Consider the following 23,853-nt stretch of genomic DNA (forward strand, 5'->3'; position numbering starts at 1 on the left):
GCGGCCAGCGTCGGCTGAGACTGTGGGCCGACGAGGCGAAGCTCCTTCGGCCGAGCGGCAGCGGGCATACTGCCGCTGCGGCAGTGCATGGAGCGCGCATGCTTCAGGCGCCCGCCGCCGAGAATCCGGCCGAGGCGGAGCTGTCCGTGCATCTGTCCGAAGCGGCCGACTACATCCAGCACCTGCAGACGGTGCGCAAATCGATGGTGGGCGAAGTCGCCCATGAGCTGCGGACGCCGCTTGCCGTCCTGCTGGCGTCTCTGGACAACGCCTTGTACGAGGAGCGGGCGCTGGATGCCTCCCAGCTCGCCAAGTTGTCGGAGCAGGCGAGAGGGATGGCCCGTCTCGTCCAGGATCTGCAGGATCTGTCGCTCGCCGAGAGCGGCCGGCTGGCGCTGGACAAGCGCTGGTTCGCTCCGGCCGAAGCGGCCGCCGCGATCGCGGAGCTGCTGGAAGCGGAGGCCGGGGATAAAGGAATCCGGGTCCGGACGGAGCTCGACGAGGCGGCGAAGGTATTCGGCGACGAGAAGCGGATCCGCCAGCTTTTGCTCAACTTGTCGGACAACGCTCTTCGGCATGCGCGCACGACGATGACCGTCCGAGTCGCGGCGGCAGGCAGCGGAGTGCGGATCGAAGTCGAGGACGACGGCTGGGGAATGGAGGAGGAAGAGCTCGATCAGCTGTTCCAGCGCTATGTCCGCAGGCGGACTTACGCGGACGGAAGTCCCGCGCCGCGCGGGCTCGGATTGGGGCTGGCCGTCGTCAAGGGCATTGCCGAAGCCCATGGAGGCTACGTCGGCGTCAGCAGCCGCTTCGGAGCGGGAGCTCTTTTTTATGCCGAGCTTCCTGCCTATCGCGAATAGCCGCCTTCTTCACAATGTCTGCACATTGTGTCGATGGCTGCTGCACATAAGCCTGTTAGTCTACTGGCGTACCCGCCGAGCGGGAGAAAGGGGCTGGCGCCGGAATGCTGAAGGCGAAGCAAGTGAGCAAAACGTTCGGGACGGGCAGCGAGGCCGCCCGGGCGCTCAAGGAGATCAATCTGCAGGTAGAGGAAGGGGAGACGGTGGCGGTCACCGGGCCGTCGGGCTGCGGCAAGACGACGCTGCTTCATGTGCTCGCCGGCCTGGAGCCGCCCGGGAGCGGCGAAGTCTGGCTCGGAGAGAGCGCTCTCCACAAGCTCGGCGAGAAGGAGCTGGCGGAGGTCAGGCTTCGGCGGATGGGCTTCGTTTTCCAATCCTATCATCTGGTTCCCGTCCTGAGCGCGGCCGAGAACGTCATGCTGCCGCTCATGGCCAGAGGCATGTCCAGGAAAGAGGCGCAGTCCGCAGCGCGGGAAACGCTGAAGCTCGTCGGGCTGGAGAACAAGGCGGCGGCGTTGCCGGCGCAGCTGTCCGGAGGCCAGAACCAGCGCGTGGCGATCGCCAGGGCGGTAGCCGGCCGCCCGGACATCCTGTTCGCGGACGAGCCTACGGGCGCGCTCGACTCCGATACGGCGGAGCAGATATTGGGTTTGCTGGAGATGCTGAATGTCCGCAGCGGCACGACGATCGTGCTCGTGACGCATGATTCGGGCTTCGCAGCCCGGATGAAGAGGCAGATCCGCATGTTCAACGGGCGGATCGTGCATGACGGAGGTACGCTCTGATGCTGGCGAAGGGATTGAGCTGGCGGATAGGCCTCCTGTATCTGAAAAGGCAAAAGCGGCAGACGCTGCTCAGCCTGCTGGCCGGGGCGATCGGGGCGATGCTCATCTCGATGTCCTGCTTTCATTACATCGCCGTCAAGGGCAGCGGAGATGCTTGGGTACGCGCTCATTTCGGCCCGATCGACTGGGTGTTGATGCCGAAGCAGGGCAAGCCGTTCAGCGGCGAGCAGGCCGTGACGCTCCGGTCTGAGCTGGAATCGATGCCCGGCGTCCGCTACCGCAGCCTGCCGGTCGTTGCCGGCGCGACGACGCTGTTCGCTTCCGACCGGCAGGATGCAGATGCGAAGTCTCTGCAGCAGGTCCAGCTGCTCGGGCTGGATCCGCAGCAAGCGAAGCTCTTTGATGAAGGACAAGCCGAATTATGGAGGACGGGGCTGCCTTCGGGTCAAGCGATTCTGGACCGGGTAACCGCAGGCAGGCTCGGGCTTGAAGCCGGCGACGCGGTGTGGGCGGCGGATGCCGCCGGGATGCGCAAGCCTCTGATCGTCCGGGACGTCGTCGAGGCGACCGGAGTGACCGGATATAGAGGCGATCGGGGCAGCAGGAACGGAACGATCCTGGTGAACGAGCGCGATGCGGCAGCGCTTGCCGGCAGCCCTGAAGGCAGCTACAGCTTCGTGCTGGTCGGGAGGACGGATCCGGCCGGCAGCGTCATTGGCATGAACTACAGCAACAAGATGAATGAGCTGACGGAGACTCGATTCGTGAAGCGTGAAGCCTTATCCAGAGCAGGCGGAAATATGGTCATGGTCATTTTGGCGATCAGTATGACGGCGATCTTCTCCAGCGCTTTTTTGCTACGCCAGATCGTCCACATGATGGCCGAATCGCGAAGCGAGCTGTACGGGGTGCTGAGGGCGATCGGGATGAACCGGCGGCAGGCGAGGGGGCTGTTCGCGGCCGAGGCGCTGCTGCTCGGGCTGCTGTCCGGCCTGATCGGGCTGCTGTCAGGGGCGGGGGCAGGATGGGCAATGGTGAAGCTGCTCTACGGCGGTGGATACGGGCACGCGGTCAGCTCCGCAGGCATTCCCATCACAGCCCGCATTTCGCCTGCCCTGGCGGCCGTCGCAGCGGCAGCCGTCCTCTTGTATCAAAGCCTGCTGGTCCTGCTCGCCAGCCGCAAAGCCGGTGCGGGGACCATCGTTTCCGCCTTGAGGGGAGAGGCGGCGTCCGGCGGCAAGCAGGGCAGAGGGTGGAAAAGGCAAGCCGGAGCCTGGACGCTCCCGATTCTAGCGGCTGCTTTTTTGGGGGCTCATCTCTATCAGGCGTTCCGCTGGGAGCCGGCAGCGCCTTCCGGAGGAACGATGCTTGCGCTGCTGCTGACCTGGCTTGGCGCTTCGGCCGCAGCGGTTTACGCCGTGTTTGGCTTGCTGCTGAGCGCTGGTCGCCGGCTGGCGGGACGCCTCAGCCTGTCCTCTCTGCTCGCCGTTCGTTATGCCGGCCAGCGTCCGGGAAGGACGTTCACCGTCATGCTCCTGTTCGGCATCGCGATGATGACGGTGACCTTCACCTCGGGGCTCAGCAGCCTCATTCTCAAAAACATGGACACGGAACGCACGGTTCAGACGATGCTCGGGTATGGCGGCTACGTTCCCTACCAATCGGCGGAAGAAAAAGAACGCGTGCTTGAGCTCTTGAGGACGGATGCCGAGCTGCGCCGGACGGTCTCGCATCACGCCGTTGTCGAGCCTGTCATGGGCGGCGTCCAGCTGGAAGGGAAAGGCTCCCGCTTCAGCCAGGCGTTCGTGCCGGTCTCGCAGGAGCTGCTGGCCGGCGGCGGCTGGACGCTTGCCGAACGGTCGCCGGAGTTCGGCAGCGATCAAGAGGCATGGAACAAAGTGGAATCGGATGACGGTTATGTCGTCCTGCCTCTTCAATACAGGAAGACGGCAGGCGATAAGCCCTCTATATTTCACGGACCCGAAGCAACCTATGCAGCGGGAGATCATATCCGAATGAGCTTTTACAAGAATAATCTCGTCGGTCCCTCGGACAAGCCCGACCTCACCGTCGAGTTGAAGATTGCCGGCTTTGCGGCCGATAATACGGAATCCACCGCCCGCACCGAATACGTATATGCAACGACCTATGTTAATCCTGAGCTGCTGGCCAAGCTCAAGCCCTACCATCACCCATGGGACAATCAGGTCCATCAAGGCCTGCTGCTGCTTCAGTTTCATTACCGAGACCTGCATCTGGACCGGGAGATCAGCAGCCGTCTCGTGTCGGGCGGAGCGTTGTCCGTCGGCATTCCATATTTGTCGAACAGCGAGAAGTATGCCGAAAACAAGCAGCTCGTGAACGGCTTCATCGGCTTCACCGTTCTGTCCGCCGTCATCGGGCTGCTGGGGCTTGCGGTGCTTCAGAAACGCTCTATAGGAGAGAGGTCGCGGGAGATCGCGATGCTGCGCTGCGCCGGCATTCCATCCCGCAAGCTGTTCCGCTCGTTCCTGCTGGAGGGGACGCTGCTCGGCGGCGGCGGCCTGCTCGCCGGCACGGCTGCCGGAGCGACGGGCGCCCATGCCTTCATCCGGATTTTGCAGACCGACCTGAGGCCGGGAGAAGCGCCCGTCGAAGCCGAATTTCCTTGGCTGCTTCTGTCCGGCGTGCTTGGCTTGCTGCTGGCGGCGGCGTTCCTGTTCAACATCGGACCCGCGCGCGGAGCGTTGATCTCCTCGCCGACGGAACCTTTGCGCTCTGCCGACGTCTAATGAAGGAAGGAGCGCTTCGCCGATATTGCGGCGAAGCGCTCCTTTTTCCAGCAATCTTAAGAAAAAACTCAGATTTCGTAAATACTTTGTTACTTTTTGTCTGGTAAAATTCCCTTATACTGGTTTTGTGCGTACCATGGTGCTACATATTGCTGTTAGGATTCGTCTTATAGATAGAGCTATGCCACGGGGGAGAGAATGAATCATGAGCAAGAGGGATCAAGCCGACAGGATTCGCCGATTGCGGTCGGTCGAAAGTCACTGCTACAGCGTATGCATGTACCTGCTGCAGAACGAGGCGCTCGCGGTTCAGGCGGCGCAGGATGCGCTGTGCGACATGTTCAGCCGCGACAGCCTGCATCCGGATGAGGTCAAAAAAACAGCCATGGAGCATGCGCTCGCGGCGGCGGGCAAAGCCCGCGCGGCAAGCCAGGCATGCGCCATGGCATGAATCAGGTTTCGGCCGGAACGGCCGGCTGGCCTGATTTTTTTTTGCGCAGCGCCGATATCCAGCGCCCTCCGTACTCCGACACGAGTACGCCCGACATGACGAGCAGGGCTCCGATATAACCTTGCATTCCCAATACCTCGTCTGCGAACAGATAGCCGAACAGGGCGGCGAAAACGGGCTCAAGCGCAAAGATTAGGCCTGCCCGGGCCGGGGATGTATACCGCTGGGCGAGCGGCTGCGCGATATAGCAGAATGCGCTGCACACGACAGCCAGAGCGCCGACGGAGAGCCATCCGTTCAGCGAATGCGGCAGGGATGGCTTCTCCAGGAGAAAGGCCAGGACGAAGCCGTAGCCGCCTGTGAACGCCAGCTGCAGGATGCCGAGCTGGAACATGTCGACCTTTTTCCTGACGGCGCGCGAGGTGACGAGCACATACACGGCATATAAGAATGCCGCTGCGATGCACAGAATGTCTCCCGGCTGCATGCTGAGAGGCATCTTCAGCGTGAGCAGGCCGATGCCCGCGATCGCGAGGCTGATGCCGGCCGTCAGCTGCGGCTTCATCCTCTGGCGCATGAATACGGCGGACAGAATCGGCACGAATATGACCGTCAGGCTGACCAGAAAGCCGGCATTCGACGTGCTCGTCGTCTTGAGGCCGTACGTGATGGAGACGAAGACGCCGAGCAGCAGCGCTCCCTGCAAAGCTGCATAACCGGTCGTATGCAAGGACACGCCTTTCAGCTTCCGATGGAAGAGCACGGCCGTAAGCGCGAAGGCTATGCCGAATCTCAGTCCGATCAACGTCATTTCCCCGACCGAATCCAACGCCAGCTTCATCAGCAGGTAGGAGGATCCCCAGCATATCGTTACCATTACGAGCAGCCATTCCGACTTCTTCATGTTCGTGTTCCCGTCCTCTTCTTGTCGTATCTTCCGATGGTAAAGTATACTAGGAACCATAACATAAGGGAATTGAATGTTATTCATGATTTACATGAAGGAAATTCATGATAAAAAAGGAATGGAGCAGCCGCTCATGAGTCTGGTCAAATACGAAATATTCAGCGCAGTCGTCGAGCACGGAAGCTTGACAAAAGCAGCGGAAACGCTGGGTTTGACCCAATCCGGAGTGAGCCATGCGCTCGGCAGCCTGGAGAAGGAATTCGGCATCCAGCTGCTCGCCCGCAGCCGCTCGGGCATCCGGCTCACCGTCGACGGCGAGAGGGTGCTGAAGCCGATGCGCGAGATGCTGTCCTGGCAGGAGCAGCTTCAGCAGGAAATCGCGGCGATCAAAGGGCTGCAGGCGGGCACGGTGCGGCTCGGCACGTTCACGAGCGTGTCGGTCCACTGGCTGCCGCAAATGATCAAGGAGTTCGACCGAGACTATCCGGGAATCGAAATCAAGCTGATCGAGGGGGATTACCGGGATATCGAGGAAGGCATCACCGACGGCAGCATGGATATGGGCTTCTTGAGCCTTCCGGCCCGGGATGGCCTCGACACGTTGGCGTTGAAGAAGGACCGCATGCTCTGCGTGCTGCCGGCCGGACATCCGCTCGCCGGCCAGCCGTTCTTGTCTCTCCAGCAGCTTCAAGGCGAGGACTTCATCATTCCGAAGGAAGGCTCCGACTATGACGTCCGGCGCATTCTCGAGGAGGTCATCCAGAGGCCGCGCATCAAGTACGAGACGGCGGACGATTATGCCATCATCGCCATGGTGGAGCACGGCCTCGGCATCAGCATCCTTCCGGAGCTCGTGCTGCAGGGAAGGGATCATCACGCCGCGATGGTCGAGCTGGAGGACGGCCGCTACCGGACGCTGGCGATCGCCGCCTCCTCGTTCAAGCTGCTTTCGCCGGCAGCCCGCCGCTTCCTCGACTATATCAAGCGGTTCATGGAATCCAGGCAGCCGTGAAGGCGGAGTCAGCCGGTGTGCGGGGGCGCATCGTTATGTAGGCGCCGCTGCCGCGGCGCATGGCTTGCAGCATCAGGACTGCAGCCGGCTGTACAGCCGTTGAAGAACGAGGGCTTCCGCCCACAGCGGCAGCGGAGCTTCCGGCTGCTGCTTCCAGGCCGGGTCCGTTAGCAGGCCTTGGGCATAGAGCCAGTCGACGGCTTCCTGCTTGTACGATTGCGCAGCCGCCGCAGATACGGGCTTCAGCGCCATGGCCGCCGCGATACCTTCGCCGATCGCTGCCGCCAGGTTTTGGCGGACGGCGGCATCCTTCAGCAAGCCGGCATCGAAGGCTTGGTCGAGAAACAGGTTTTCGAGCAGCAGGGCAGGCATCGATGTCTCGCGCAGGACAGCGAAGTTCGCTTCCTTCTTGCCCCTGTCCGCGACGCCCAGCGGCTTCAGATACGCCATGATCAAGCTGTGGACGGCATCCTGGCTGCGGCCGGAGGCGCCGGTGCGGGTTCCGGGATATACATAGGATTCGTAGCCTTCGCCTCCCCCTGCGTTATGATGGATGGAAACAAAGTATGCCGCTCCCCAGCCATTCGCCAGGCTTGCCCTGTCGCTCAAGGCGACGAACACATCGCTGCTGCGGGTGAGGCGGATATCGACGGCGTACTTGCTCCTCAAGTAGGAGGCTGTCTTCAGCGTCAAGTCCAGGGCGCTGTCCTTCTCGACGATGCCGTTGCCGGATGCGCCGGGATCGGTACCCCCATGGCCCGCGTCCAGCGCGAGGATGGGAAGCGCCGCCGCAGGCGCTGCGCTCATCGCTTGATACAGCGTCAGAATCCGCTGTCCGTAAGTCTCGCCGGCGGCCATGGCGTCTGCAAGGCTGGCGTACTTGGTCCGGTCATAACCCGGCACGGCCCAGCGGCCCGCAAGATCTTCCCACGCCGGCGCGGAGCCGCGCGTCACGAGCGAGAAGCGGGGGTCGACGATGGTTTCCCCGGCAGGCACGGCCGCTGTGGAAGCGTAGGCGAACAGATGCTGGATCTGCGCCGTGACGCCTTCTGCGATCGTAGCGAACGAAGCGCCCGGATTGCCGCCTCCGGTCGCGCCGATGCCGGCGAAGTTGTTCTGCGACGGCTGGACGTCTCCGCCGAAGCGGAACCAGTTCGTCTCATGGATCGATTGGCACAGGGCGATGTCCCCGCGCACGCCGTAACGGGCGCCGACGGCCAGGAACTGCCTGGCGATTTCTCCGTTGAAGGAAGGGTTCACGCCCGCCACATAACGGATCATCGCGTCGGCCGATACGGACTGGGAGCCCAGGATGGATGTTTTGGCCATAAATCTATCACTCCTTTTCGGTCATGCGTTACTCTATTCCCGGAGTGGACAAGGAGTGAGGGCGGACGGCCTCGCCAAGCAAAAATGAAAAAAAAGCCCGCCCTGTAGGGGCAGGCAGGCTCAGGCCGTCAGTCGACCCGGTCGTAAAACTTCTTCCAGTCCTTCTGGCCTTTGTGGACCAGGTCGGATACGGTCCGTTCGATGACCGTATGCACGGCGTTGCGGAAAAACTCCGTTTCTTGCCGGATCGCAGCTTCCACCTCGCCGTTGGATTTCTCGCTGTTGGTGCTGCGGGCGCCGATCTCGACGCGGTGATACTGCTCGTGTTCTTCAAGGAGGTCGAGAAGATGGTCGAAAGCGATCAGCACGCCTTCATGCCCGTTGAGCTTATTCTCGTTTTGCAGCGCCTGCTTGAATCTTTCCAGGTTTTTGCGCATCGGTTCATCACTCCTTGTAGAAATTGGATACCGCTATATTCTCACAAGGTACCTGCTGTGCGCAATAGGATGCATTCCAGTCCTTCTGCTTTTGACATTCGCGTTGCAAGGGTATGATTTCGTATAGAAATGAAAGGGGGCCTGGCTTTGGACGAGGCCATCGGGCCGGATAGGCTCAACGCCGCTGGCCGAGCAGGCGGGCGTAGCCGCCGCCCGGTCATCGCGATCGCCGGCGCTGGCGGATCGGTAGGAAGCAGGCTTGCCGCCATGCTGCCGCCCGAGGCCGCTCTCATCGGGATCGGCAGGCATCCTGCTGCCAGCGGCCATCACGGTCGCCTTGCGTGGCGGACATGCGACTTCTATTCACAGGAAGAAGCCGTATTTGCTCTGGCTGAAGTCGATATGGCCATTTTCCTCCTCCATGCAGGCAAGCCTTCTGCGAGGCTGACCCAAGGGACATCGCGGGACCTCGACGCCCTGCTGGCGGAGCATTTCGCTTTTGCCGCGGCGGCCAACGGCGTGAAGCGGATCATCTGTCTCGACGGAAATATCCTGCCATACCCGTCGATGCCGAGGCGGGCCGGCAACGGTCAAAAGCGGCGGGAGGTGGAAGGCATTCTCGCTTCTCACGGAGTGCCGCTGACCGTCATCCCGGCTGGCGGTGCAGGCCCGCTTCAGGCAGCGGCAGCCATATGCGCCGCTCTGGGCTATCGCGCGATGGCGGGGGAGAAAGGAACTGGCGATACCGTCCGCGAGGCGTCCGGGCAAGCAGGATTCGCGAACGGAATGGACCGAAGGCGGGATGTCCGATCCGTCCAAAGGCTCACCCTGCCGGACGGCATGAACGCGGAGCAAGCGGCCTTCTATTACCTGGACTGGCTGTCCCGCTTCGGCCGCCCGCTGCTGCGGGTCGAGAGGAATCCGGCAGGGGAATGCCGAATCTATGCGGCAGGGATTCCGCGTCCTCTCCTGCAGCTGACTGAGCGCAGGCAAGCCGGGGCTTTCCGCAGCTTCACCTTCGAGATCAGCGGAGGGCTGCTGGCCGGCAAGGGGAAAGGGAGACGGGGGAGGCTTGAATTTCTGCTGCTGCCGGGATCGAGGGAATGCCTCGCGGCCATCCACGATTTCATCCCTTCGCTGCCTTGGCTGCTGTACAAGTACTCGCAAGCGCAAGTTCATCTGCTCGTCATGTATGCTTTTGGGAGACATTTGAAAAAATGGAGATAGAACCTTGATCGTTCTGACAGGTTAGAATTATCCATTTGCATGGAGGAGAAGGCTATGATCGGATATTGGATAGCCGGTGCGGCGATTGCGGCAGCCGCAGCATGGGCTTGGAGCCGTTCCCGGGCTGCCGGCCGGCAAGGCAAGAGCAAAATCGTCAACATGAACGCATACCGTTCCAGGAAAGGCAGAAGCGACAGCGCAGCCGCGAAGCCGGGGTCTCAATTATGCTCCTCATGCCGCAAGCCCGCTGCGCGGCTGAGTTTTTATTCCGACGAGAACGGCCGCGTGGTCGGCTTGTGCCGGGAATGCAAGCCAAGCGCGGAGCGCAGGCAGCTGGACCGTCTGTAAGATGCGAGCCGGGCAGGCATTTGCCCATCATTGCCGCATGCCGCGACCTCATCAACGCTTTAAGAATAGAATAGGACAAGTCTGCGTGAAAAGGGTGGTCGGCATGTCGACTTATACGACCGGCTTGATGGCGAATGTGGCTCAGGGAGGGACTGCTGCGGCTCAAGCTTGGCTTTATGCACGCAACCTGGGTCCGGACGAAGCGCTTGTCGTCGTGCAGGTGTTTGGAATCCCGATCGGAGGCTCGACCTTGTCGCCGATCTATGTGGCAGGGTTCATGGTGCCCTCGAACTCGGCGGTTACCCGCTCGTTCGGCGTTGCGGGATTGTCGATCTACGAGATGCGGCTGAACAATGTGGACGATCTCTCGGAAATGGCGATGTCGGTATATGGAGTGGATTCGGCAGGCAATCTGGCGCCTTCCCAACGGATTTTGCCGCCGGAGCTGTCGCCGATGCTCGGTCTTGTCCAATCTTGAGGCTGCGTGTTGCGCCGATGGCCTGATTTCCGCCCGGGCGGAAATCAGCATCCCTGCATAAGCAGCGCGCTAAAGCCAAAAAGCGGCGGCCATCAGCGCCCAGCCAGCCAGAAAAGCAAGGCCGCCGATCGGCGTGACGATTCCAAGCTTGCGGATTCCGGACAGGCTCAGGGCATAGAGGCTGCCCGAGAACAGCAGGATGCCTGCCGCAAGCAGCCAGCCGGCGGGGGCCAGCAGATCGGAGTCGGAAAAGTATCCGGCAACCCCGATTAAGAGAAGGCCGATGCCATGGACGAGCTGATACAGAACTCCTGTCTGGTATACGGCCAGCTTGTCCTCGCTCAGCTTGCGCTTGAGCGCATGGGCGCCGAAAGCGCCGAGCGCGACCCCGATAAACATGGCGGCGGCTCCCAAACCTATGAATGCATTCATTTCGTCAACGCCTCCTTCATCACGAATCGTAGCGGATCAGGGCCGATCCGTCAACGAACGGGAGAGCGGCCGGCGATAGCAGGCAAAGAGATCCGAAAGAGAGGATGAATGGCATGAGAGCACTGATCAATATTGATTATACGTATGATTTCATAGCGGATGACGGCGCGTTGACATGCGGCAAGCCCGGACAAGCGATCGAGGAGGAGGTCGTCCGGCTTACGCGGGAATTCGCGGAAGCCGGAGACTTGGTCGTTTTCGCGGTCGACGTCCATGAGGCTGGAAATCCGTGGCATCCTGAAACGAAGCTGTTCCCGCCTCATAATCAGAGAGGGACGAAGGGAAGGGAGCTGTACGGCTCGCTGGCCGAAACGTACGAGAGCATCAAGGAGATGCCCAACGTCATTTACATGGACAAGACCCGCTATTCGGCTTTTGCCGGCACTGATCTGGATCTGCGGCTGCGGGAGAGAGGAATCCGAGACCTGCATCTTGTCGGCGACTGCACGGATATTTGCATCCTGCACACGGCTGTAGACGCCTATAATCTCCATTACTCCCTTTTCATCCATGAGCAAGCGGTCGCGAGCTTCGACCAGGCCGGTCATGAATGGGCTTTGCGGCATTTCCGCACCTGCCTGGGAGCGCAGATCGTCTGATCCTAGCTTTGCAGAGCTTGTTCGTTTGTCGAACAAGCTCTTTTTTTTGCGCATCGGGATACACTCGCCGGGAGTATTGTCGGAATCTGCCGCATGAGGTAGTATGGGTAACATGTCCAACTTCATGAGAGAATGGCAGATGCAAATCCAGAGCTACAGCCGGAATATCCGGTTGTTTTTTGTGTTCAACCTGCTCTGGAACGTGGGGCTCGGCATGTACAGCCTCGTCTACAATTTATATGTGAAAGCGCTTGGCTACGAGCCGACGATGGTCGGCCAGATCGTCGGCATGACCGCGCTGGCCTCCGCGCTCATCCTGATTCCCGCCGGCCTGGCCAATGACCGCTTCGGGCCGAAGCGGATGATCAGCATCGGGGCCGCCGCTGTCGTTGCGGCGCTCGTCCTCCGCGCCTGGCTGCCGGGAGCGGGCGGCTTGACCGGATCCGCATTCGCGGGAGGCATCGCCCAGGCGATCGTATCGGCGACGATCCTGCCGTTCATGGCGAACAACTCGACTGCCAGGCAAAGGATCCATCTGTTCAGCTTCAACATGGCGCTCGTCATGGCAGCCAACGTGGTAGGGAATCTGGCGGGCGGCTTCATCACCGACCTGCTGCAGCTTGCGGGTATGGGCGAAGTGCTCAGCCTGCGGCTTACGCTGCTGATCGGCGCCGGTATAGCCGGAGCCGGACTAATACCCGTGCTCATGTTCGGGAAGGAAGAGGAAGCGGCGTCAGCCTCGATGGGAGGAGTCGGGCAGCCGCCAAGCCCCGTGAAGGGTGTTCGGCTCAAAGCCGCCATGAAGGAGCATCGCTCCTCCTTCTATGCGATAGGAGCCTTTACTTTGCTCAGCCTGCTTTCTTCCATGGCGGGCGGCATGGTCGTGCCTTATCTCAACGTTTATTTCGAAGACCGGTTCGAGGCGTCCAAGTCGGTCATCGGCCTCGTCGTTGCGCTCGGCCAAGGCGCGACGGCAGTCGCCTACCTGCTCGGGCCGGCGATCGCCCGGCGGATGGGGGGAGGTCAGAGCGGTCGTATGGCTTCAGCTCAGCTCCATCCCGTTTCTTGTCCTGACCGCTTATACGCATCAATTCTGGCTTGCCGGCGCAGGGTACTTGTTCCGCCAGGCGCTGATGAATGCCGCGAATCCGTTCTACAATACGATCAAGATGAAGTATGTGCATCGCTCGCTCCGGGGGCTGGCGGCCAGCTCGGGCGAAGCGATGTTCAATCTGGGCTGGTTCATCGCAGCACCGATCAGCACGGGCCTTGTCGCCAAGTACGGGCCTTACCAAGGGTATGCGTGGGCATTTTCGGTTACGGCAGTCATTTATACGCTCATCGCCGTCATGTTCTGGTATCTTTTCTCCAAGGACCGCTTCAAGCCGGCAGAGGAGGCCGAAGCTTGAGCAGGCGCCTTTTTCAACGGTCCTGAAGCAGGGTATGAAGAAATCATACCCATTACATGCAAGGGAGGATCCCCATGTCCAAGACGGATTTTGAGGAAGCCAGGGAATCGGAGAAAACTTATCATGCCCATCTGTATGAGACCGAGGAGATTCTGAAGCCGGGAAGCTGGCTGTCGCAACCGATTCCGGCTGTCATGGAATCGCTCGAGCTCGTCATCGCCGGCAATCCGAATCCGGCTGTGCTTGACCTTGGCTGCGGATCGGGCCGCAATGCCATCCCTATCGCCATGAGGCTGCAGGAGGCCGGAGCGGGCCGGCTGATCGGAACGGATCTGCTCGAGGAAGCGGTAAGCAAGCTGACGGAAAATGCTCGGAAGTATGGAGTCGAGAAAGAAGTAGAGGCGTTTCAGTGCGACGCAGAGAAAGCGGATTACGAGCCGGATTCCTATGACTATGTCGTCGCTTGCGGCTGTCTCGAGCATGTTTCCTCGGAGGATGCCCTTCGAGCCGTTATCGGGAGGCTGCAGCAAGCAACCGCGAGCGGCGGCATCCACTGCTTGTCCATGAATACCGGAATCTCCGAGACAGCGGCGGCGACGGGGGAGGAGCTTGATGCGAAGATCGAGCTTAATCTTTCGGAAGACGAAGCGTGCCGCTTGCTGAGCGATGTATACGCCGATTGGACTCTGCTCCGGGAAGAACGGAACGATGTTGCCATTGAAGAAGAGAAGTACGAGGAAAAAACCGAGTTCAGGGCTCGTTCGTGATGATGGTTTTTCAAAAACGATAAGAGGTAGAAGCAAAAGGGCCTGCAATCGATGCAGGCTCTCTATTTTGCTTGACAATAAGGTAAGCATAATTATGTAAACCATAGATATCGATTTTTAAAAACGGTAAAACCGTCAAGAAAAATACATTGACACTCAAACAGAAATTCCTTTATTATTTACTGGTTACTGATAATGATTATCAATATGAATTGCAATTCGGAGGCCGATAGACGTGAACCTGGAAGCTGCGGCAAGTATGCGCATTGTCAGGCTGATGCTGCTCGGAATGCTGGCGGCCATGCTGATGTCAGGCCGGACCGCATGGGCAAGCGGAGCCGGCGACAGCCATGCAAAAGAGAATGTGCCCGCCATATCGGGGCAGGCGGATATCATTTATGCAAGTCTTGAAGCGAAGGACAGCCAGGCAGCCGCAGAAACATTCAAAGCTGTCAAGAAGTGGTGGGCTCTTCATAAAGCGGACGTCAAGGGCGAATCGCTCGACCTCGCCCTTGAGATCGATAAGCAGATCGCAGATCTATCCCTGTCCTTGTTGACCGAGGATCTGTCCGCAGCTCTCGATACTTCCGGCGCGCTGAGATTTTCCCTTCACAACTATGAAGACGGTGCATACGCCGGCAATGACGGCAAGACGAAGATGACGCTGGCCTTCTATGTCTCCAAGCTGGCCGATGCCAGGAACAAGGCCGACCGTCAGGATTGGGCGGGAGCCGCGAGCCTGGTCAAGCAGCTCCAGAGCCAGTGGCTGGCTGTAGAGGGCGATGTCGTCAGCCGCTCGCAGAAAGTATACAACGACACGGAACGGGATCTCGTCCTTGCGGATGCCTATTTGGCCAACGAAGGCCAAAGGCCGCAAGCATCCGCGGTCTTGAAGAGAATGGCCGACAGTCTTGCGCCTTTTGCGGAGGCTGGTTACAGCTGGTGGGATGCCGCCTTGATCCCTCTGCGGGAAGGTCTAGAGGCGGTACTTGTCGTCGGCGCGCTGCTCGTGGCCGCTGGCCGATCCAAATCGGCAGCGGCGAAGCGGTGGGTGGCGGGAGGATCGGCGCTGGGGATGCTTGTCTGCCTGGCGGCCGGTTTTGCCATCGCGATCCTTTTCTCGTCGGAGGCATTCGGCGGGAGCAGCTCGCTGATCAACGGATGGACCGGCATCCTATCCAGCCTGCTCCTGCTCTATGTGAGCTACTGGCTCCACCGCAACGCGGATATCGGCCGTTGGAACAAATTTCTGAACCGCCAGAGCGACAAAGCCGCCTCGAGCGGCCGCATGGTCAGCTTTGGCCTACTCGCCTTCTTCGCCATCCTGCGTGAAGGACTGGAGACGGTCATCTTCCTGATCGGACTGGCAGGCAAGATGAGTCTGGGAACGCTCGCAGCCGGCATCGGGGCAGGGTTTGGATTGCTGTTCGTCCTTGCCTTCATCATCCTGAAGGCAGGACAGAAGCTTCCGGTGCGGCCGCTCTTTCTGGCATCCAGCCTCGTCGTCTTTTACCTCTGCTTCAAATTTCTTGGATCCGGCATCCACAGCCTGCAAATGGCAGGGGCGATTCCTTCCGACGTGAAGGATTACTTGCCTCAGTGGGCTTCGATCAGCCTTTATCCTTCCTGGTACAGCACGCTTCCCCAGCTTGTCTTCGTGCTGCTCGCGCTGGCAGGCTCCGCGTCTGGATGGCTTAAGCGGCTCGGAGGCCGGACAGGCCGGACGGAAACGGCGTCCTAAATAAAATGATTGATTATCGATAGGAGATCTGAACTCGATGAAGAAACGCGCTCAAGCTCTTACGGCATTGTCTCTTGGCGGCATTCTGCTTCTCTCCGCCTGCTCTTCGGGATCTACAGGTACTGGCGAATCAGCGGCCGATTCCGGAGCCGCCCCTTCATCGGCCGCTGCAGGCGGCAATCAGGCCGTACTGGACGGCACAACCAAAATGAAGGAGCAGACAAGCAAGCTTCAGGATGCTTTGGCCAAGAAGGACTTGGCCGAAGTCAAGCAGCAGGGCAAAGCCATCAACGATATCTGGCTGTCCTATGAAAATACGGTCAGAACGGCTTTCCCGCTTGAGTACACGGAAGTAGAAAAGCATGAAATTCCGATCTTCTCGGCGTCGGCTTACGACAAAGTGGATTTCGATGCTCTCGCGGCGACCGCTCAAAAGCTGATGCAGGCTCTTGAGGCGCTCCAGCAGGCCAAGCCGTCAAGCAGCAGCTCCTCCGAGCTGCTGGACAAGGCTGTCGCCAATTACGAGGCCTTTGTCAAGGAGCAGGCAAAAGCGCTTGCGGATTCCACCAAGGTGTTCGCGGGCCTCGTCAAATCCGGCGATATGGAAGCGGCCAAGGCGGAATACACCAAAGCGCGCGTGTATTTTGAAACGATCGAGCCCGTAGCGGAAAGCTTCGGCGATCTGGATCCCCGAATCGACGCCCGCCTGGCAGACGTGGAGAATGAAAGCGAATGGACGGGCTATCACCGGATCGAGAAAGCTCTGTGGGCGGACAAATCGCTGGCCGGCATGGATGTCTATGCCGATCAGCTGGTGAAGGACACCGAGGAGCTGGCTGCGAAGGTGCAGGATATCAAGCTTGATGCCAAGACGATGGTTGCCGGAGCGATCGAGCTGATCAACGAGGCGGCGACCTCCAAGATTACCGGCGAAGAAGAGATTTATTCCAAAAGCGATCTTGTCGACCTCGCAGCGAATGTCGAAGGCTCCAAGACGGTCTATCTGGCGATCATCCCTGCCCTCAACGAGCACAATACGGAGCTTGCGGACAAACTCGACAAGCAGTTCCAGGACATGGAAGCGATGCTGCTCACGTACCGCAAGAGCGGCGATTATGTGGCCTACGACAAGCTGACGACCGACCAGATCCGTGAAATCAGCGACAAGCTGAGCCAGCTGTCGGAGCTGATGACCCAGACCGCGGCTATTCTGTAATCCCAACCGCAGCGAAAAGGAAGTGAGCACAATGGACAAGAACCCGTCGAAAGTATCGCGGAGAGACTTTCTGAAGCTGTCTGCGGTCGCCGGCGCGGCGCTTGCTCTCGGTGGAGGAGGGGCGGGAGCCGTGCTGTCCGCTCTCGGCCAGAAGAAGGCTTCGGCGGAAGCGTCTCAGGAGACGGCTTTTTACGGGCCGAACCAGGCCGGCATCGCAACGCCCCAGCAGACCTATATGTATCTGGCCAGCTTTCGCATCCTGGATATCGGCCGAGCCGGGCTGATCGCCATGCTCAAGGAATGGACGCGCTTCAGCGACCTCAGCGCTTCGGGCGGATACAGGCAGAGCAGCGGCAACGGGCTGCTGCCGCCGGCCGATACCGGTGAAACGATGGATCTCGGAGCTGCCGGCTTGACGATCACCTATGGGTTCGGCACGTCCTTCTTCCTCGACAGAGGCTCGGACCGTTTCGGCATCGCTTCGCGAAAGCCGCTCTATCTGGAGGAGATTCCCCGGATGCCCAAGGACCATATCGAGGAAGGCTTCAAGGGCGGGGACATCGTCGTCCAGATCTGCGCGAATGACCAGCAGGTCGCATTCCACGCGCTTCGCAACCTGATTCGGCTCGCGACAGGCTCCGCCGTGGTCAACTGGACCGAAGAGGGCTTCATCAGCGCGCCGGAGGGAAAGACGCCGCGGAACCTGTTCGGCTTCAAGGACGGCACCGCCAACAGCCTGCATCAGACTCTGCAAGGTTATGACGAGGTTCTGTGGGCGGGAACGGAGGAGCCGGATTGGATGAAGGGCGGATCGTACCTTGCCTACAGAAAAATCCGCATGCTGCTGGAAGTATGGGACCGTTCATCCCTTCAAGCCCAGGAGGATACGTTCGGCCGTTCCAAGGACAGCGGCGCCGCGTACGGGTCGAAAGGCGAATTCGACCCGGTCGTAAAAGCCGAGCTGCCTGCCGATTCCCATGTCCGGCTCGCGAAGGACTCCGGACAGAGCATTCATCGGCGCGCCTATTCTTATACGGGAGCAATCGATTCCAGAACCGGCCAGCTTGATGCGGGACTGCTGTTTCTCAGCTATCAGCGCAATCCGTCGAAGCAGTTCATCCCCATGCTGCGGATGATGCAGAGCAGGGACAAGCTCAACGAGTATACCCAGCATATCGCAAGCGCGATGTATGCCTGTCCCGGAGGAATCCGGGAAGGGCAGTACATCGGACAGGCTCTGCTGGAAGGGTAGGGGAAGGAGATTCCGCCATGATGGCGGAATCTCCTTTTTTTGCATGCCGCCATTCGTTCCGGGAAGACTAAGCTTCCCATTCCTTCTCTCCGGGTAAGGAAAGGAAGACAAGGATAGAGGAGGAATCGGAAGATGCATATCGGCTTGATCGGGCTTGGCAAGATGGGCATGAATTTGGGTAGGAATCTGATGGAGCACGGGTATCGGATAACGGCATTCGACGTGAATCCGAAGGCCGTGGAGGAGCTGCGGAAAGAAGGAGCGCAGGGAGCCTCCACCTTGAAGGAGCTGGCAGACTCGCTGCCGCAGCCGAGAATCGCGCTCATCCTCGTTCCGCACCAAGTCGTCGACGGCGTGCTGGAAGAGCTCGGGAGCCTGTTCGCACGGGGAGACATCGTCATCGAAGCGGGGAATTCGCATTACAAGGAGACCATCCGCAGATACGAGCGGATGAAGGAAGCCGGAATCTCCTTTGTGGATGCGGGGACGTCCGGCGGCATGGAGGGCGCCAGGAACGGCGCCTGCTACATGGTAGGCGGCGATGCGGATGCATGGCAGATCGTGGAGCCGATCTTCAGGGACACGTCGGTTCCGAATGGCTGCTTATATGCCGGCAAGCCGGGCAGCGGGCATTTTCTCAAGATGGTCCACAACGGGATCGAATACGGCATGATGGCCGCAATCGGCGAGGGCTTCGAGGTGCTCGAGAAAAGCGGCTTCGACTTCGATTACGAGAAAGTGGCGCGGGTGTGGAACAACGGCTCGGTCATCCGTTCGTGGCTGATGGAGCTGTCCGAACGGGCTTTCGCCAAGGATGCGGACCTCGATGAGCTGCGAGGCGTCATGAATTCCTCCGGAGAAGGGAAGTGGACGGTCGAGACGGCTCTCGATCTCCAGGCGGCGATTCCGGTCATCGCCATGTCGCTCATGATGCGGTATCGCTCGCTTGAATCCGATACGTTCACCGGGAAGGTGGTAGCGGCGCTGCGCAACGAATTCGGCGGCCATGCCGTCGTCAGATCGGAATGAATGCGGCAGGCGGCTGAGGGCATACTGGGGTAAAAGGAGCTGGACATAGATGACCGCGCTGCCGGAAGACCTGGATCTGAAAAGAACGATGATTGCGAATGTCGTCATGATCGGCAAGCCGGATTCTGGGCATTGGGTGCTCGTCGATTGCGGAATCGCGGGATTTTCCCGGTCCATTCAGGATGCGGCGGAGGAGAGGTTCGGCTCGGCTCCACCGAAGGCAATTGTGCTGACGCATGGTCATTTCGACCATGTAGGCTCGCTGGAAAAGCTTTTGGAGGAATGGGATGTTCCCGTCTACGCCCATGAGCTGGAGCTCCCTTATGTAGGAGGCACGAAGGATTATCCCGAGCCGGATCCAGCGGCGGGAGGCGGGCTGATGACGGCGGTATCGCCGCTATATCCTCGTCATGGACTCGGACTTGGCGGACGCGTCCAGCCGCTTCCTTCCGACGGACATGTCCCGCATCTGGCGGATTGGCGGTGGATTCATACTCCGGGCCATACACCCGGCCACATTTCCTTGTTCCGGGACCGGGACCGGACCGTCATCGCCGGAGATGCCTTCATCACCGTCAAGCAGGAGTCGGCCTGGGCGGTTCTGACACAGGAACAGGAGGTGCATGGACCTCCTGTTTATTTCACGCCGGACTGGCATGCCTCCAAAATCTCGGTGCGCCGCCTGCGCGAGCTGGACCCGGCCCTCGCGCTCACCGGTCATGGAGCCCCAATGCAAGGGGAAGCGCTCAGGAAAGGCTTGTCGAGGCTTGCGGACAAATTCGATGAGATCGCGGTGCCAAGCCATGGACGATATGCAGGGGACAGCCATGCACCCGAAGACGAGCCTCCGTTCGTATGAATCCGGGACGATGATCAGAAGAGCAAAAAAACACCCCTTGGAGGGTGTTTTTTTTGCTACAGCGAGCGGCCTTTGGATTTCTGCGTGCTGTCCAGGTGGACATGGACGCGAATCGAGCGGATCGACTTCTCGTTCAGGAAGTAATCCGACTTGCCGAGAAGCTTCATATATTGGCCGGGATGTCTCCGGTACAGCTCAAGCTGGAAATGGTACGGATCGGTCTTCATGGCGACCGATTTCATATGCGTCGCCATGATTTCCTCCTTGATGACTTCCTCAGCCTGTTCTTCCATCGCTCGAATAGACAGGTTCGCATTCATATCGACGACATAACCGCTGCATTCTACCGCGACATCGTAAAGAGGCTCTCCGCCGACCTCGGATATTTTCATAACGAATTTAGGGTGGGAGAGCATGAGGACGCCGGTCGCCTTGCCTCGGTAGGGAATTTTCACCGGCGTCAAGTCCAGCTTGGGATTCCGCCAGCGGATGCCCTTGAGGTCATCCATGCGCATTCGGGCCGTCATGGCATAGTCTTTGAAGAAATAAGCCCCATTGATCATGAACATCGATTTGGGGCGCCGATCCTCCAACCACAGCTTGTGGTCGATGGAAATTTCCGGAATCATTCCGATGTTGCCCGGCTCGTTCATGTAGCTCCAGACTTCCCTGCTTGTCATCGGCAGGATGAACGATTTCTGCGTGTTCATCTGGACGGCGGTGAACATCATCGTATCGAGCGGCGACAGATTGAACATCGACTTCTGCACGAGAATGTCCTCGATCTTCTCGCGGGTTCCGTAGACCAGGAAATTGTACCTCGCTTCCCGGTGCCGGTTCAGCACCTCGAAGAAATCCTTCACTCCCCGTTTCATGATGTTCTCGGACAGGATGACGGTGCGCACATGCCCCCAGAATACGGGCGCTTGGGCAGTGGCGTTCGTTTCAAACAGAGCCCCCGGAATCGTCTCGCCGTCTCCTTTGCCGATCCAGATCGGGACCGGCTTGCCCAGCTCGACGTTTTCGGTGCGGGCGACGTTGGAGAAGTTCAGCACTTGGATGTAGCCCACGTACTTGCCGTTTTTGTAATCCATCGCGATGGCGGTCGCATAAGCCAGGCTCTGGATATCTCTGGAATTGCCGCAGCCTGTCAGGCAGAGCGCGGCGGAGATCAGCATGGCGGCAAGCCTCATGATCGTTAGCCTCATGATTGCTCCTCTTCTTTCTGATGGTCGCCGTCCATGCCCTTTTCGGACATGCTCGCCGGCCTGCGGCGGATGAAGTACCATGGAGCGCGCAGGAACGAGTTCAGCACATCGCGGGGAATGAGCGGAGACAGAGGAGCCAGGTAATTCGCTCCGAAGGACTGCAGCTTCGACATATAGGCGACGAATAGCACGATTCCGAGAATCAGGCCGTAGAGGCCGAAGACGGATGCCAGCAGGAAGAAAAACAGGCGAATGATGCTGATGACTGTGCTTAGCGACTGGTTGACCAGCGTCACTCCCGATACGGCTGTAATGGCTCCGATGACGACGACGGAGGGCGAGACGAGCCCGGCCCTGATGGCGGCGTCCCCGATGATCAGGCCTCCGATCGACGTCAGTGTCTGCCCGATTGGGTTCGGCAGCCGCACTCCCGCTTCCTTGAATATCTCCAGCAGCATGAGCAGCAGGAACATCTCCATCTGCGAAGACAGAGGCAGTCCAAGCCTCGACACGGATATCGTCGCCATCAGCCGGAACGGGATCTGATCCTGGTGGAAGGCCATCAAAGCGACCCAGATGCCGGGCAGGAAGATGGATATGAACAGGCTCAGCAGCCTGACCAGCCTGGCGAACGAGACGTAGGAGTAGTTGAAGTGGACATCCTCCGGCGATTTCATGATGAGGCTGATTCCGGAAGGCGCGATCAGCACCATGGGGTTGCCGTCCACAAAAATGATGAATCTTCCTGCAAGCAAGCAGGAGACGACGTAATCGGGCCTGCCGGTGAAGTCCATGAGCGGGAGGATTTTAAGACGGTTCTGCGTCAGCAGGTCCTCCAGCTGATTGATGCTGTACAAGCCGTCGATATCAATATTGCCGAGCCTGCTGCGCACGACCTCGAGAGTCTTGGGCTTCAGGATATCCCGAAAATACATCAGGACGACCTTGGTCCGCGTTCTCCTGCCGATCGTATACCGCTCGGTGACGAGCGAGCTGCTGCGGACTCTCTTCCGGATAAGGGCGACGTTGACGTCGATATCCTCGATGAAGCAGTCCTTCGGCCCTTTGATGGATATCTCGGTGCTGGATTCATAGGGAGTGCGGTTCGGCTTGTCGGACAAGTCCATATAGGCGAGGCTTCCTTCCTGGACGAACAGGAGCAGAAGCATGCCGTCATAGACGATGTCTTCCACCTCCTGCGGTCCAGGATTGCGGTCGAAGCCCTGCAGCGTCAAAGCTTCGGACAGCTGCAGCAACGGCCGCGAGAAGGAGCCGAGCTTGCGGTAGCAGGCCCCCAGTTCGGGAAGAACGAATTTATTGATCGAGATCGTATCGCATAGCCCGGTATTGTAGAGGAGCACAACTTCCTTTTCACTGTACTCGCCAAAGTAGGCGCTGCGGACCATGACGTCCTCGGAGCCGTTGAACTGCTTTTCCAAGGCGGCTTTGGTCCATGCACGAGGGGCTTCAGCCTGTCGGCTGGGGGGCTGCCGGGGGTCCGTTGTCTGGCTTGGACGATTCATTGGCATTCCTCCTGTCCGGTTTGGCAAATGCGGCGCAAAGCGACCATATCAAGGATAAAGGAAGCAAAACGGCGAGCGAGATCGGCATGAAGTAATCGAACATCAACAAGTACAGCGTCCAATTGTTGGCGGGCAGTATCGTGTAGACGAGGTAGCTGGCCATCACGGCCAGGATGAAGACCGCTTTCTTTCTCGAGCTGCGCAGAGGGAGGACATCCGCGAGAATGAAGACAGGCAGACTGACTCGTATCGACGCTCCTGAGAGCCACTGGAAGATCGAGAAGAAATCCAGATGCTCGACATACTGTCCGATGCGAAGCAGCCGCCACTGCTCGTAGGGCGAAGTCATCTGCATCGCCGCTTCGAGCGGTCCGAACTCGGTGATCGCCCCGATGACGGGACCGTTCATCATGATGACGATGAAGCTGCTGTACAGAAGCAGATGCCAGGGCTTTGCTTTGCCCCGGATGTGATGCTGCAGCAGCAGGAGCGCCAGCAGCTCCATATAAGCCGATCCGGCGTATACCAAGCCGTTGATGACCGGCCTCCAGCCATGCTCCAGGACCGGCATGAGCAGCGTATAGTCCTTGACCGATGAATTCGAGATGCCGACGAAAAAGCCGAGGATGATGACGACCGGAAGCAGGACGCCGGACGCGATCGCGATAATGCGGATTCCCCAGGAAGCGAGCAGCAGGCAGATCAGCACGAGCAGGATCGCAAGCTGGAAGGCGCTGCTTGCCGGGAGATAGTTGCTGACGCTCCAGTTCGCGGTCTGAATGACGGTGCCGAGTCCAATGAGATAGAGATGGATGCAGACGGGAAGAAGCAGAATCCACGACAACGCCGGGTGCGTATGCCGCGCAAGCCACGACTGCCAGTTCTGCATGGATGATTTCTTCATCATGTAATAAAGCAGGAGGCTCCATGGAATGAAGAAAGCGCCTGCGGAGATGACGGTAATCCAGGCATCCCGTCCCGAAGCGTCGAGCAGCATCGGATTGACGATGACATGGCAGGCGAGGCCGTTGGATAGCATGAGAATCATCAGGGCTTGAAACATGTTCATTTTGTAGGACGAGGTTGACATAGGCTCACATCCGGTCAAGAATTGATAAACGATAGTTTGCGCCATCCATTTTTTTCTATA

23 protein-coding genes and 1 pseudogene are annotated in these 23,853 nt (G+C 59.4%); 17 read left to right on the forward strand and 7 right to left on the reverse strand.

All coding sequences use genetic code 11. The features are described 5' to 3' along the window. The 4 genes from BN871_RS11770 to BN871_RS11785 form a co-directional block, all read left to right on the forward strand. Positions 1–863, forward strand: an 863-nt coding sequence (locus BN871_RS11770; protein WP_048746146.1) for a sensor histidine kinase KdpD, incomplete at its 5' end; no start/stop codon positions are given. A 104-nt stretch (positions 864–967) separates the two neighbouring features. Further along, on the forward strand, positions 968–1,648 hold the full coding sequence (locus BN871_RS11775) for an ABC transporter ATP-binding protein (RefSeq protein ID WP_021882290.1): 681 nt from the start codon (positions 968–970) through the stop codon (positions 1,646–1,648). Continuing rightward, entirely contained in the window at positions 1,648–4,419 is a 2,772-nt protein-coding gene (locus BN871_RS11780) for an FtsX-like permease family protein (RefSeq protein ID WP_048746148.1), read from the forward strand. Before BN871_RS11775 ends, BN871_RS11780 begins: the two co-directional genes overlap by 1 nt. 205 nt (positions 4,420–4,624) lie before the next feature. Continuing rightward, complete coding sequence (locus tag BN871_RS11785) at positions 4,625–4,870, forward strand: hypothetical protein (protein WP_048746150.1); 246 nt, start codon at positions 4,625–4,627, stop codon at positions 4,868–4,870. Position 4,871: 1 nt separating this feature from the next. Here the strand turns inward: BN871_RS11785 and BN871_RS11790 are convergent, their stop codons facing one another. Continuing rightward, positions 4,872–5,774 (reverse strand): DMT family transporter, encoded by a 903-nt coding sequence (locus BN871_RS11790; protein WP_048746152.1) that lies wholly within the window; start codon positions 5,772–5,774, stop codon positions 4,872–4,874. A 136-nt stretch (positions 5,775–5,910) separates the two neighbouring features. Here BN871_RS11790 and BN871_RS11795 point away from each other — a divergent pair, with 136 nt between their 5' ends. Next, entirely contained in the window at positions 5,911–6,789 is an 879-nt protein-coding gene (locus BN871_RS11795) for a LysR family transcriptional regulator (protein WP_048746217.1), read from the forward strand. Between the two features lie 72 nt (positions 6,790–6,861). On the opposite strand, the gene BN871_RS11800 is transcribed toward BN871_RS11795, so the two are convergent. Both BN871_RS11800 and BN871_RS11805 read right to left on the reverse strand, forming a co-directional pair. Next, positions 6,862–8,118, reverse strand: coding sequence for an N-acetylmuramoyl-L-alanine amidase (locus tag BN871_RS11800; protein ID WP_021880912.1), 1,257 nt, complete (start codon positions 8,116–8,118; stop codon positions 6,862–6,864). Positions 8,119–8,246: 128 nt separating this feature from the next. Continuing rightward, positions 8,247–8,555, reverse strand: a complete 309-nt coding sequence (locus BN871_RS11805) for a hypothetical protein (RefSeq protein ID WP_048746154.1) — start codon at positions 8,553–8,555, stop codon at positions 8,247–8,249. Between the two features lie 147 nt (positions 8,556–8,702). On the opposite strand from BN871_RS11805, the gene BN871_RS11810 reads away from it, so the two are divergent. The 3 genes from BN871_RS11810 (at position 8,703) to BN871_RS11820 (ending at position 10,608) form a co-directional block, all read left to right on the forward strand. Beyond that, positions 8,703–9,782 carry a hypothetical protein gene (locus BN871_RS11810; RefSeq protein WP_048746156.1) on the forward strand — a complete coding sequence of 360 codons (1,080 nt, stop codon included), beginning with the start codon at positions 8,703–8,705 and terminating at the stop codon, positions 9,780–9,782. Positions 9,783–9,836: 54 nt separating this feature from the next. Beyond that, positions 9,837–10,130, forward strand: a complete 294-nt coding sequence (locus BN871_RS11815; RefSeq protein WP_021880914.1) for a hypothetical protein — start codon at positions 9,837–9,839, stop codon at positions 10,128–10,130. 85 nt (positions 10,131–10,215) lie between these two features. Next, positions 10,216–10,608, forward strand: a complete 393-nt coding sequence (locus BN871_RS11820) for a hypothetical protein (RefSeq protein ID WP_021880915.1) — start codon at positions 10,216–10,218, stop codon at positions 10,606–10,608. A gap of 69 nt (positions 10,609–10,677) precedes the next feature. Here BN871_RS11820 and BN871_RS11825 read toward each other — a convergent pair whose 3' ends face one another. Then, positions 10,678–11,040 (reverse strand): DUF423 domain-containing protein, encoded by a 363-nt coding sequence (locus BN871_RS11825; RefSeq protein ID WP_048746159.1) that lies wholly within the window; start codon positions 11,038–11,040, stop codon positions 10,678–10,680. Positions 11,041–11,153: 113 nt separating this feature from the next. Between BN871_RS11825 and BN871_RS11830 the strand changes: the two genes are divergently transcribed. The 9 genes and pseudogenes from BN871_RS11830 (at position 11,154) to BN871_RS11865 (ending at position 19,972) form a co-directional block, all read left to right on the forward strand. Next, on the forward strand, positions 11,154–11,699 hold the full coding sequence (locus BN871_RS11830) for a cysteine hydrolase family protein (RefSeq protein WP_373864505.1): 546 nt from the start codon (positions 11,154–11,156) through the stop codon (positions 11,697–11,699). A gap of 214 nt (positions 11,700–11,913) precedes the next feature. Beyond that, positions 11,914–12,681 (forward strand): annotated as a pseudogene (locus BN871_RS29005) (MFS transporter); the annotation flags it as partial. Next, positions 12,650–13,108: an MFS transporter gene (locus BN871_RS29010; protein WP_232312992.1), complete on the forward strand. Its 459-nt coding sequence runs from the start codon at positions 12,650–12,652 to the stop codon at positions 13,106–13,108. The pseudogene BN871_RS29005 and the gene BN871_RS29010, both read left to right, overlap by 32 nt. A gap of 74 nt (positions 13,109–13,182) precedes the next feature. Next, positions 13,183–13,875, forward strand: a complete 693-nt coding sequence (locus BN871_RS11840) for a class I SAM-dependent methyltransferase (protein ID WP_048746163.1) — start codon at positions 13,183–13,185, stop codon at positions 13,873–13,875. Positions 13,876–14,110: 235 nt separating this feature from the next. After that, positions 14,111–15,616 (forward strand): FTR1 family protein, encoded by a 1,506-nt coding sequence (locus BN871_RS11845; protein ID WP_053086974.1) that lies wholly within the window; start codon positions 14,111–14,113, stop codon positions 15,614–15,616. 37 nt (positions 15,617–15,653) lie between these two features. Then, a complete protein-coding gene (efeO, locus tag BN871_RS11850) occupies positions 15,654–16,832 on the forward strand; it encodes an iron uptake system protein EfeO (protein WP_053086975.1) in 1,179 nt (392 codons plus the stop codon). 31 nt (positions 16,833–16,863) lie between these two features. After that, complete coding sequence (gene efeB / locus BN871_RS11855) at positions 16,864–18,084, forward strand: iron uptake transporter deferrochelatase/peroxidase subunit (protein WP_048746165.1); 1,221 nt, start codon at positions 16,864–16,866, stop codon at positions 18,082–18,084. Positions 18,085–18,216: 132 nt separating this feature from the next. Next, the gene (gnd, locus tag BN871_RS11860; RefSeq protein ID WP_021878758.1) at positions 18,217–19,113 is read left to right on the forward strand and encodes a phosphogluconate dehydrogenase (NAD(+)-dependent, decarboxylating); all 897 of its coding nucleotides are present in this window, start codon (positions 18,217–18,219) and stop codon (positions 19,111–19,113) included. Between the two features lie 49 nt (positions 19,114–19,162). Beyond that, entirely contained in the window at positions 19,163–19,972 is an 810-nt protein-coding gene (locus BN871_RS11865) for an MBL fold metallo-hydrolase (RefSeq protein ID WP_021878757.1), read from the forward strand. Positions 19,973–20,028: 56 nt separating this feature from the next. On the opposite strand, the gene BN871_RS11870 is transcribed toward BN871_RS11865, so the two are convergent. Genes BN871_RS11870 through BN871_RS11880 form a run of 3 tightly spaced genes read right to left on the reverse strand, consistent with a single transcriptional unit; the run spans position 20,029 to position 23,793 of the window. Next, complete coding sequence (locus BN871_RS11870; protein ID WP_048746168.1) at positions 20,029–21,180, reverse strand: Ger(x)C family spore germination C-terminal domain-containing protein; 1,152 nt, start codon at positions 21,178–21,180, stop codon at positions 20,029–20,031. Continuing rightward, complete coding sequence (locus BN871_RS11875; RefSeq protein ID WP_083436400.1) at positions 21,177–22,703, reverse strand: spore germination protein; 1,527 nt, start codon at positions 22,701–22,703, stop codon at positions 21,177–21,179. The genes BN871_RS11870 and BN871_RS11875 overlap by 4 nt, the downstream gene beginning before the upstream one ends. After that, the gene (locus BN871_RS11880; RefSeq protein ID WP_048746171.1) at positions 22,648–23,793 is read right to left on the reverse strand and encodes an endospore germination permease; all 1,146 of its coding nucleotides are present in this window, start codon (positions 23,791–23,793) and stop codon (positions 22,648–22,650) included. Before BN871_RS11880 ends, BN871_RS11875 begins: the two co-directional genes overlap by 56 nt. Positions 23,794–23,853 lie beyond the last annotated feature (60 nt).

The sequence above is a fragment of the Paenibacillus sp. P22 genome (genome assembly GCF_000469945.2).
Lineage (GTDB): Bacteria > Bacillota > Bacilli > Paenibacillales > Paenibacillaceae > Paenibacillus_O > Paenibacillus_O humicus.

What these genes read in the sequence shown, in the direction of transcription:
- BN871_RS11785 (WP_048746150.1), top strand. Translation starts at nt 4,625, where the DNA reads ATGAGCAAGAGGGATCAAGCCGACAGGATTCGCCGATTGCGGTCGGTC.
- BN871_RS11840 (WP_048746163.1), top strand. Translation starts at nt 13,183, where the DNA reads ATGTCCAAGACGGATTTTGAGGAAGCCAGGGAATCGGAGAAAACTTAT.
- BN871_RS11800 (WP_021880912.1), bottom strand. Translation starts at nt 8,118, where the DNA reads ATGGCCAAAACATCCATCCTGGGCTCCCAGTCCGTATCGGCCGACGCG.
- BN871_RS11790 (WP_048746152.1), bottom strand. Translation starts at nt 5,774, where the DNA reads ATGAAGAAGTCGGAATGGCTGCTCGTAATGGTAACGATATGCTGGGGA.
- BN871_RS11865 (WP_021878757.1), top strand. Translation starts at nt 19,163, where the DNA reads ATGACCGCGCTGCCGGAAGACCTGGATCTGAAAAGAACGATGATTGCG.
- BN871_RS11825 (WP_048746159.1), bottom strand. Translation starts at nt 11,040, where the DNA reads ATGAATGCATTCATAGGTTTGGGAGCCGCCGCCATGTTTATCGGGGTC.
- BN871_RS11830 (WP_373864505.1), top strand. Translation starts at nt 11,154, where the DNA reads ATGAGAGCACTGATCAATATTGATTATACGTATGATTTCATAGCGGAT.
- BN871_RS11815 (WP_021880914.1), top strand. Translation starts at nt 9,837, where the DNA reads ATGATCGGATATTGGATAGCCGGTGCGGCGATTGCGGCAGCCGCAGCA.
- BN871_RS11880 (WP_048746171.1), bottom strand. Translation starts at nt 23,793, where the DNA reads ATGTCAACCTCGTCCTACAAAATGAACATGTTTCAAGCCCTGATGATT.
- gnd (WP_021878758.1), top strand. Translation starts at nt 18,217, where the DNA reads ATGCATATCGGCTTGATCGGGCTTGGCAAGATGGGCATGAATTTGGGT.
- efeB (WP_048746165.1), top strand. Translation starts at nt 16,864, where the DNA reads ATGGACAAGAACCCGTCGAAAGTATCGCGGAGAGACTTTCTGAAGCTG.
- BN871_RS11805 (WP_048746154.1), bottom strand. Translation starts at nt 8,555, where the DNA reads ATGCGCAAAAACCTGGAAAGATTCAAGCAGGCGCTGCAAAACGAGAAT.
- BN871_RS11870 (WP_048746168.1), bottom strand. Translation starts at nt 21,180, where the DNA reads ATGAGGCTAACGATCATGAGGCTTGCCGCCATGCTGATCTCCGCCGCG.
- BN871_RS11795 (WP_048746217.1), top strand. Translation starts at nt 5,911, where the DNA reads ATGAGTCTGGTCAAATACGAAATATTCAGCGCAGTCGTCGAGCACGGA.
- BN871_RS11780 (WP_048746148.1), top strand. Translation starts at nt 1,648, where the DNA reads ATGCTGGCGAAGGGATTGAGCTGGCGGATAGGCCTCCTGTATCTGAAA.
- BN871_RS11875 (WP_083436400.1), bottom strand. Translation starts at nt 22,703, where the DNA reads ATGAATCGTCCAAGCCAGACAACGGACCCCCGGCAGCCCCCCAGCCGA.
- efeO (WP_053086975.1), top strand. Translation starts at nt 15,654, where the DNA reads ATGAAGAAACGCGCTCAAGCTCTTACGGCATTGTCTCTTGGCGGCATT.
- BN871_RS11775 (WP_021882290.1), top strand. Translation starts at nt 968, where the DNA reads ATGCTGAAGGCGAAGCAAGTGAGCAAAACGTTCGGGACGGGCAGCGAG.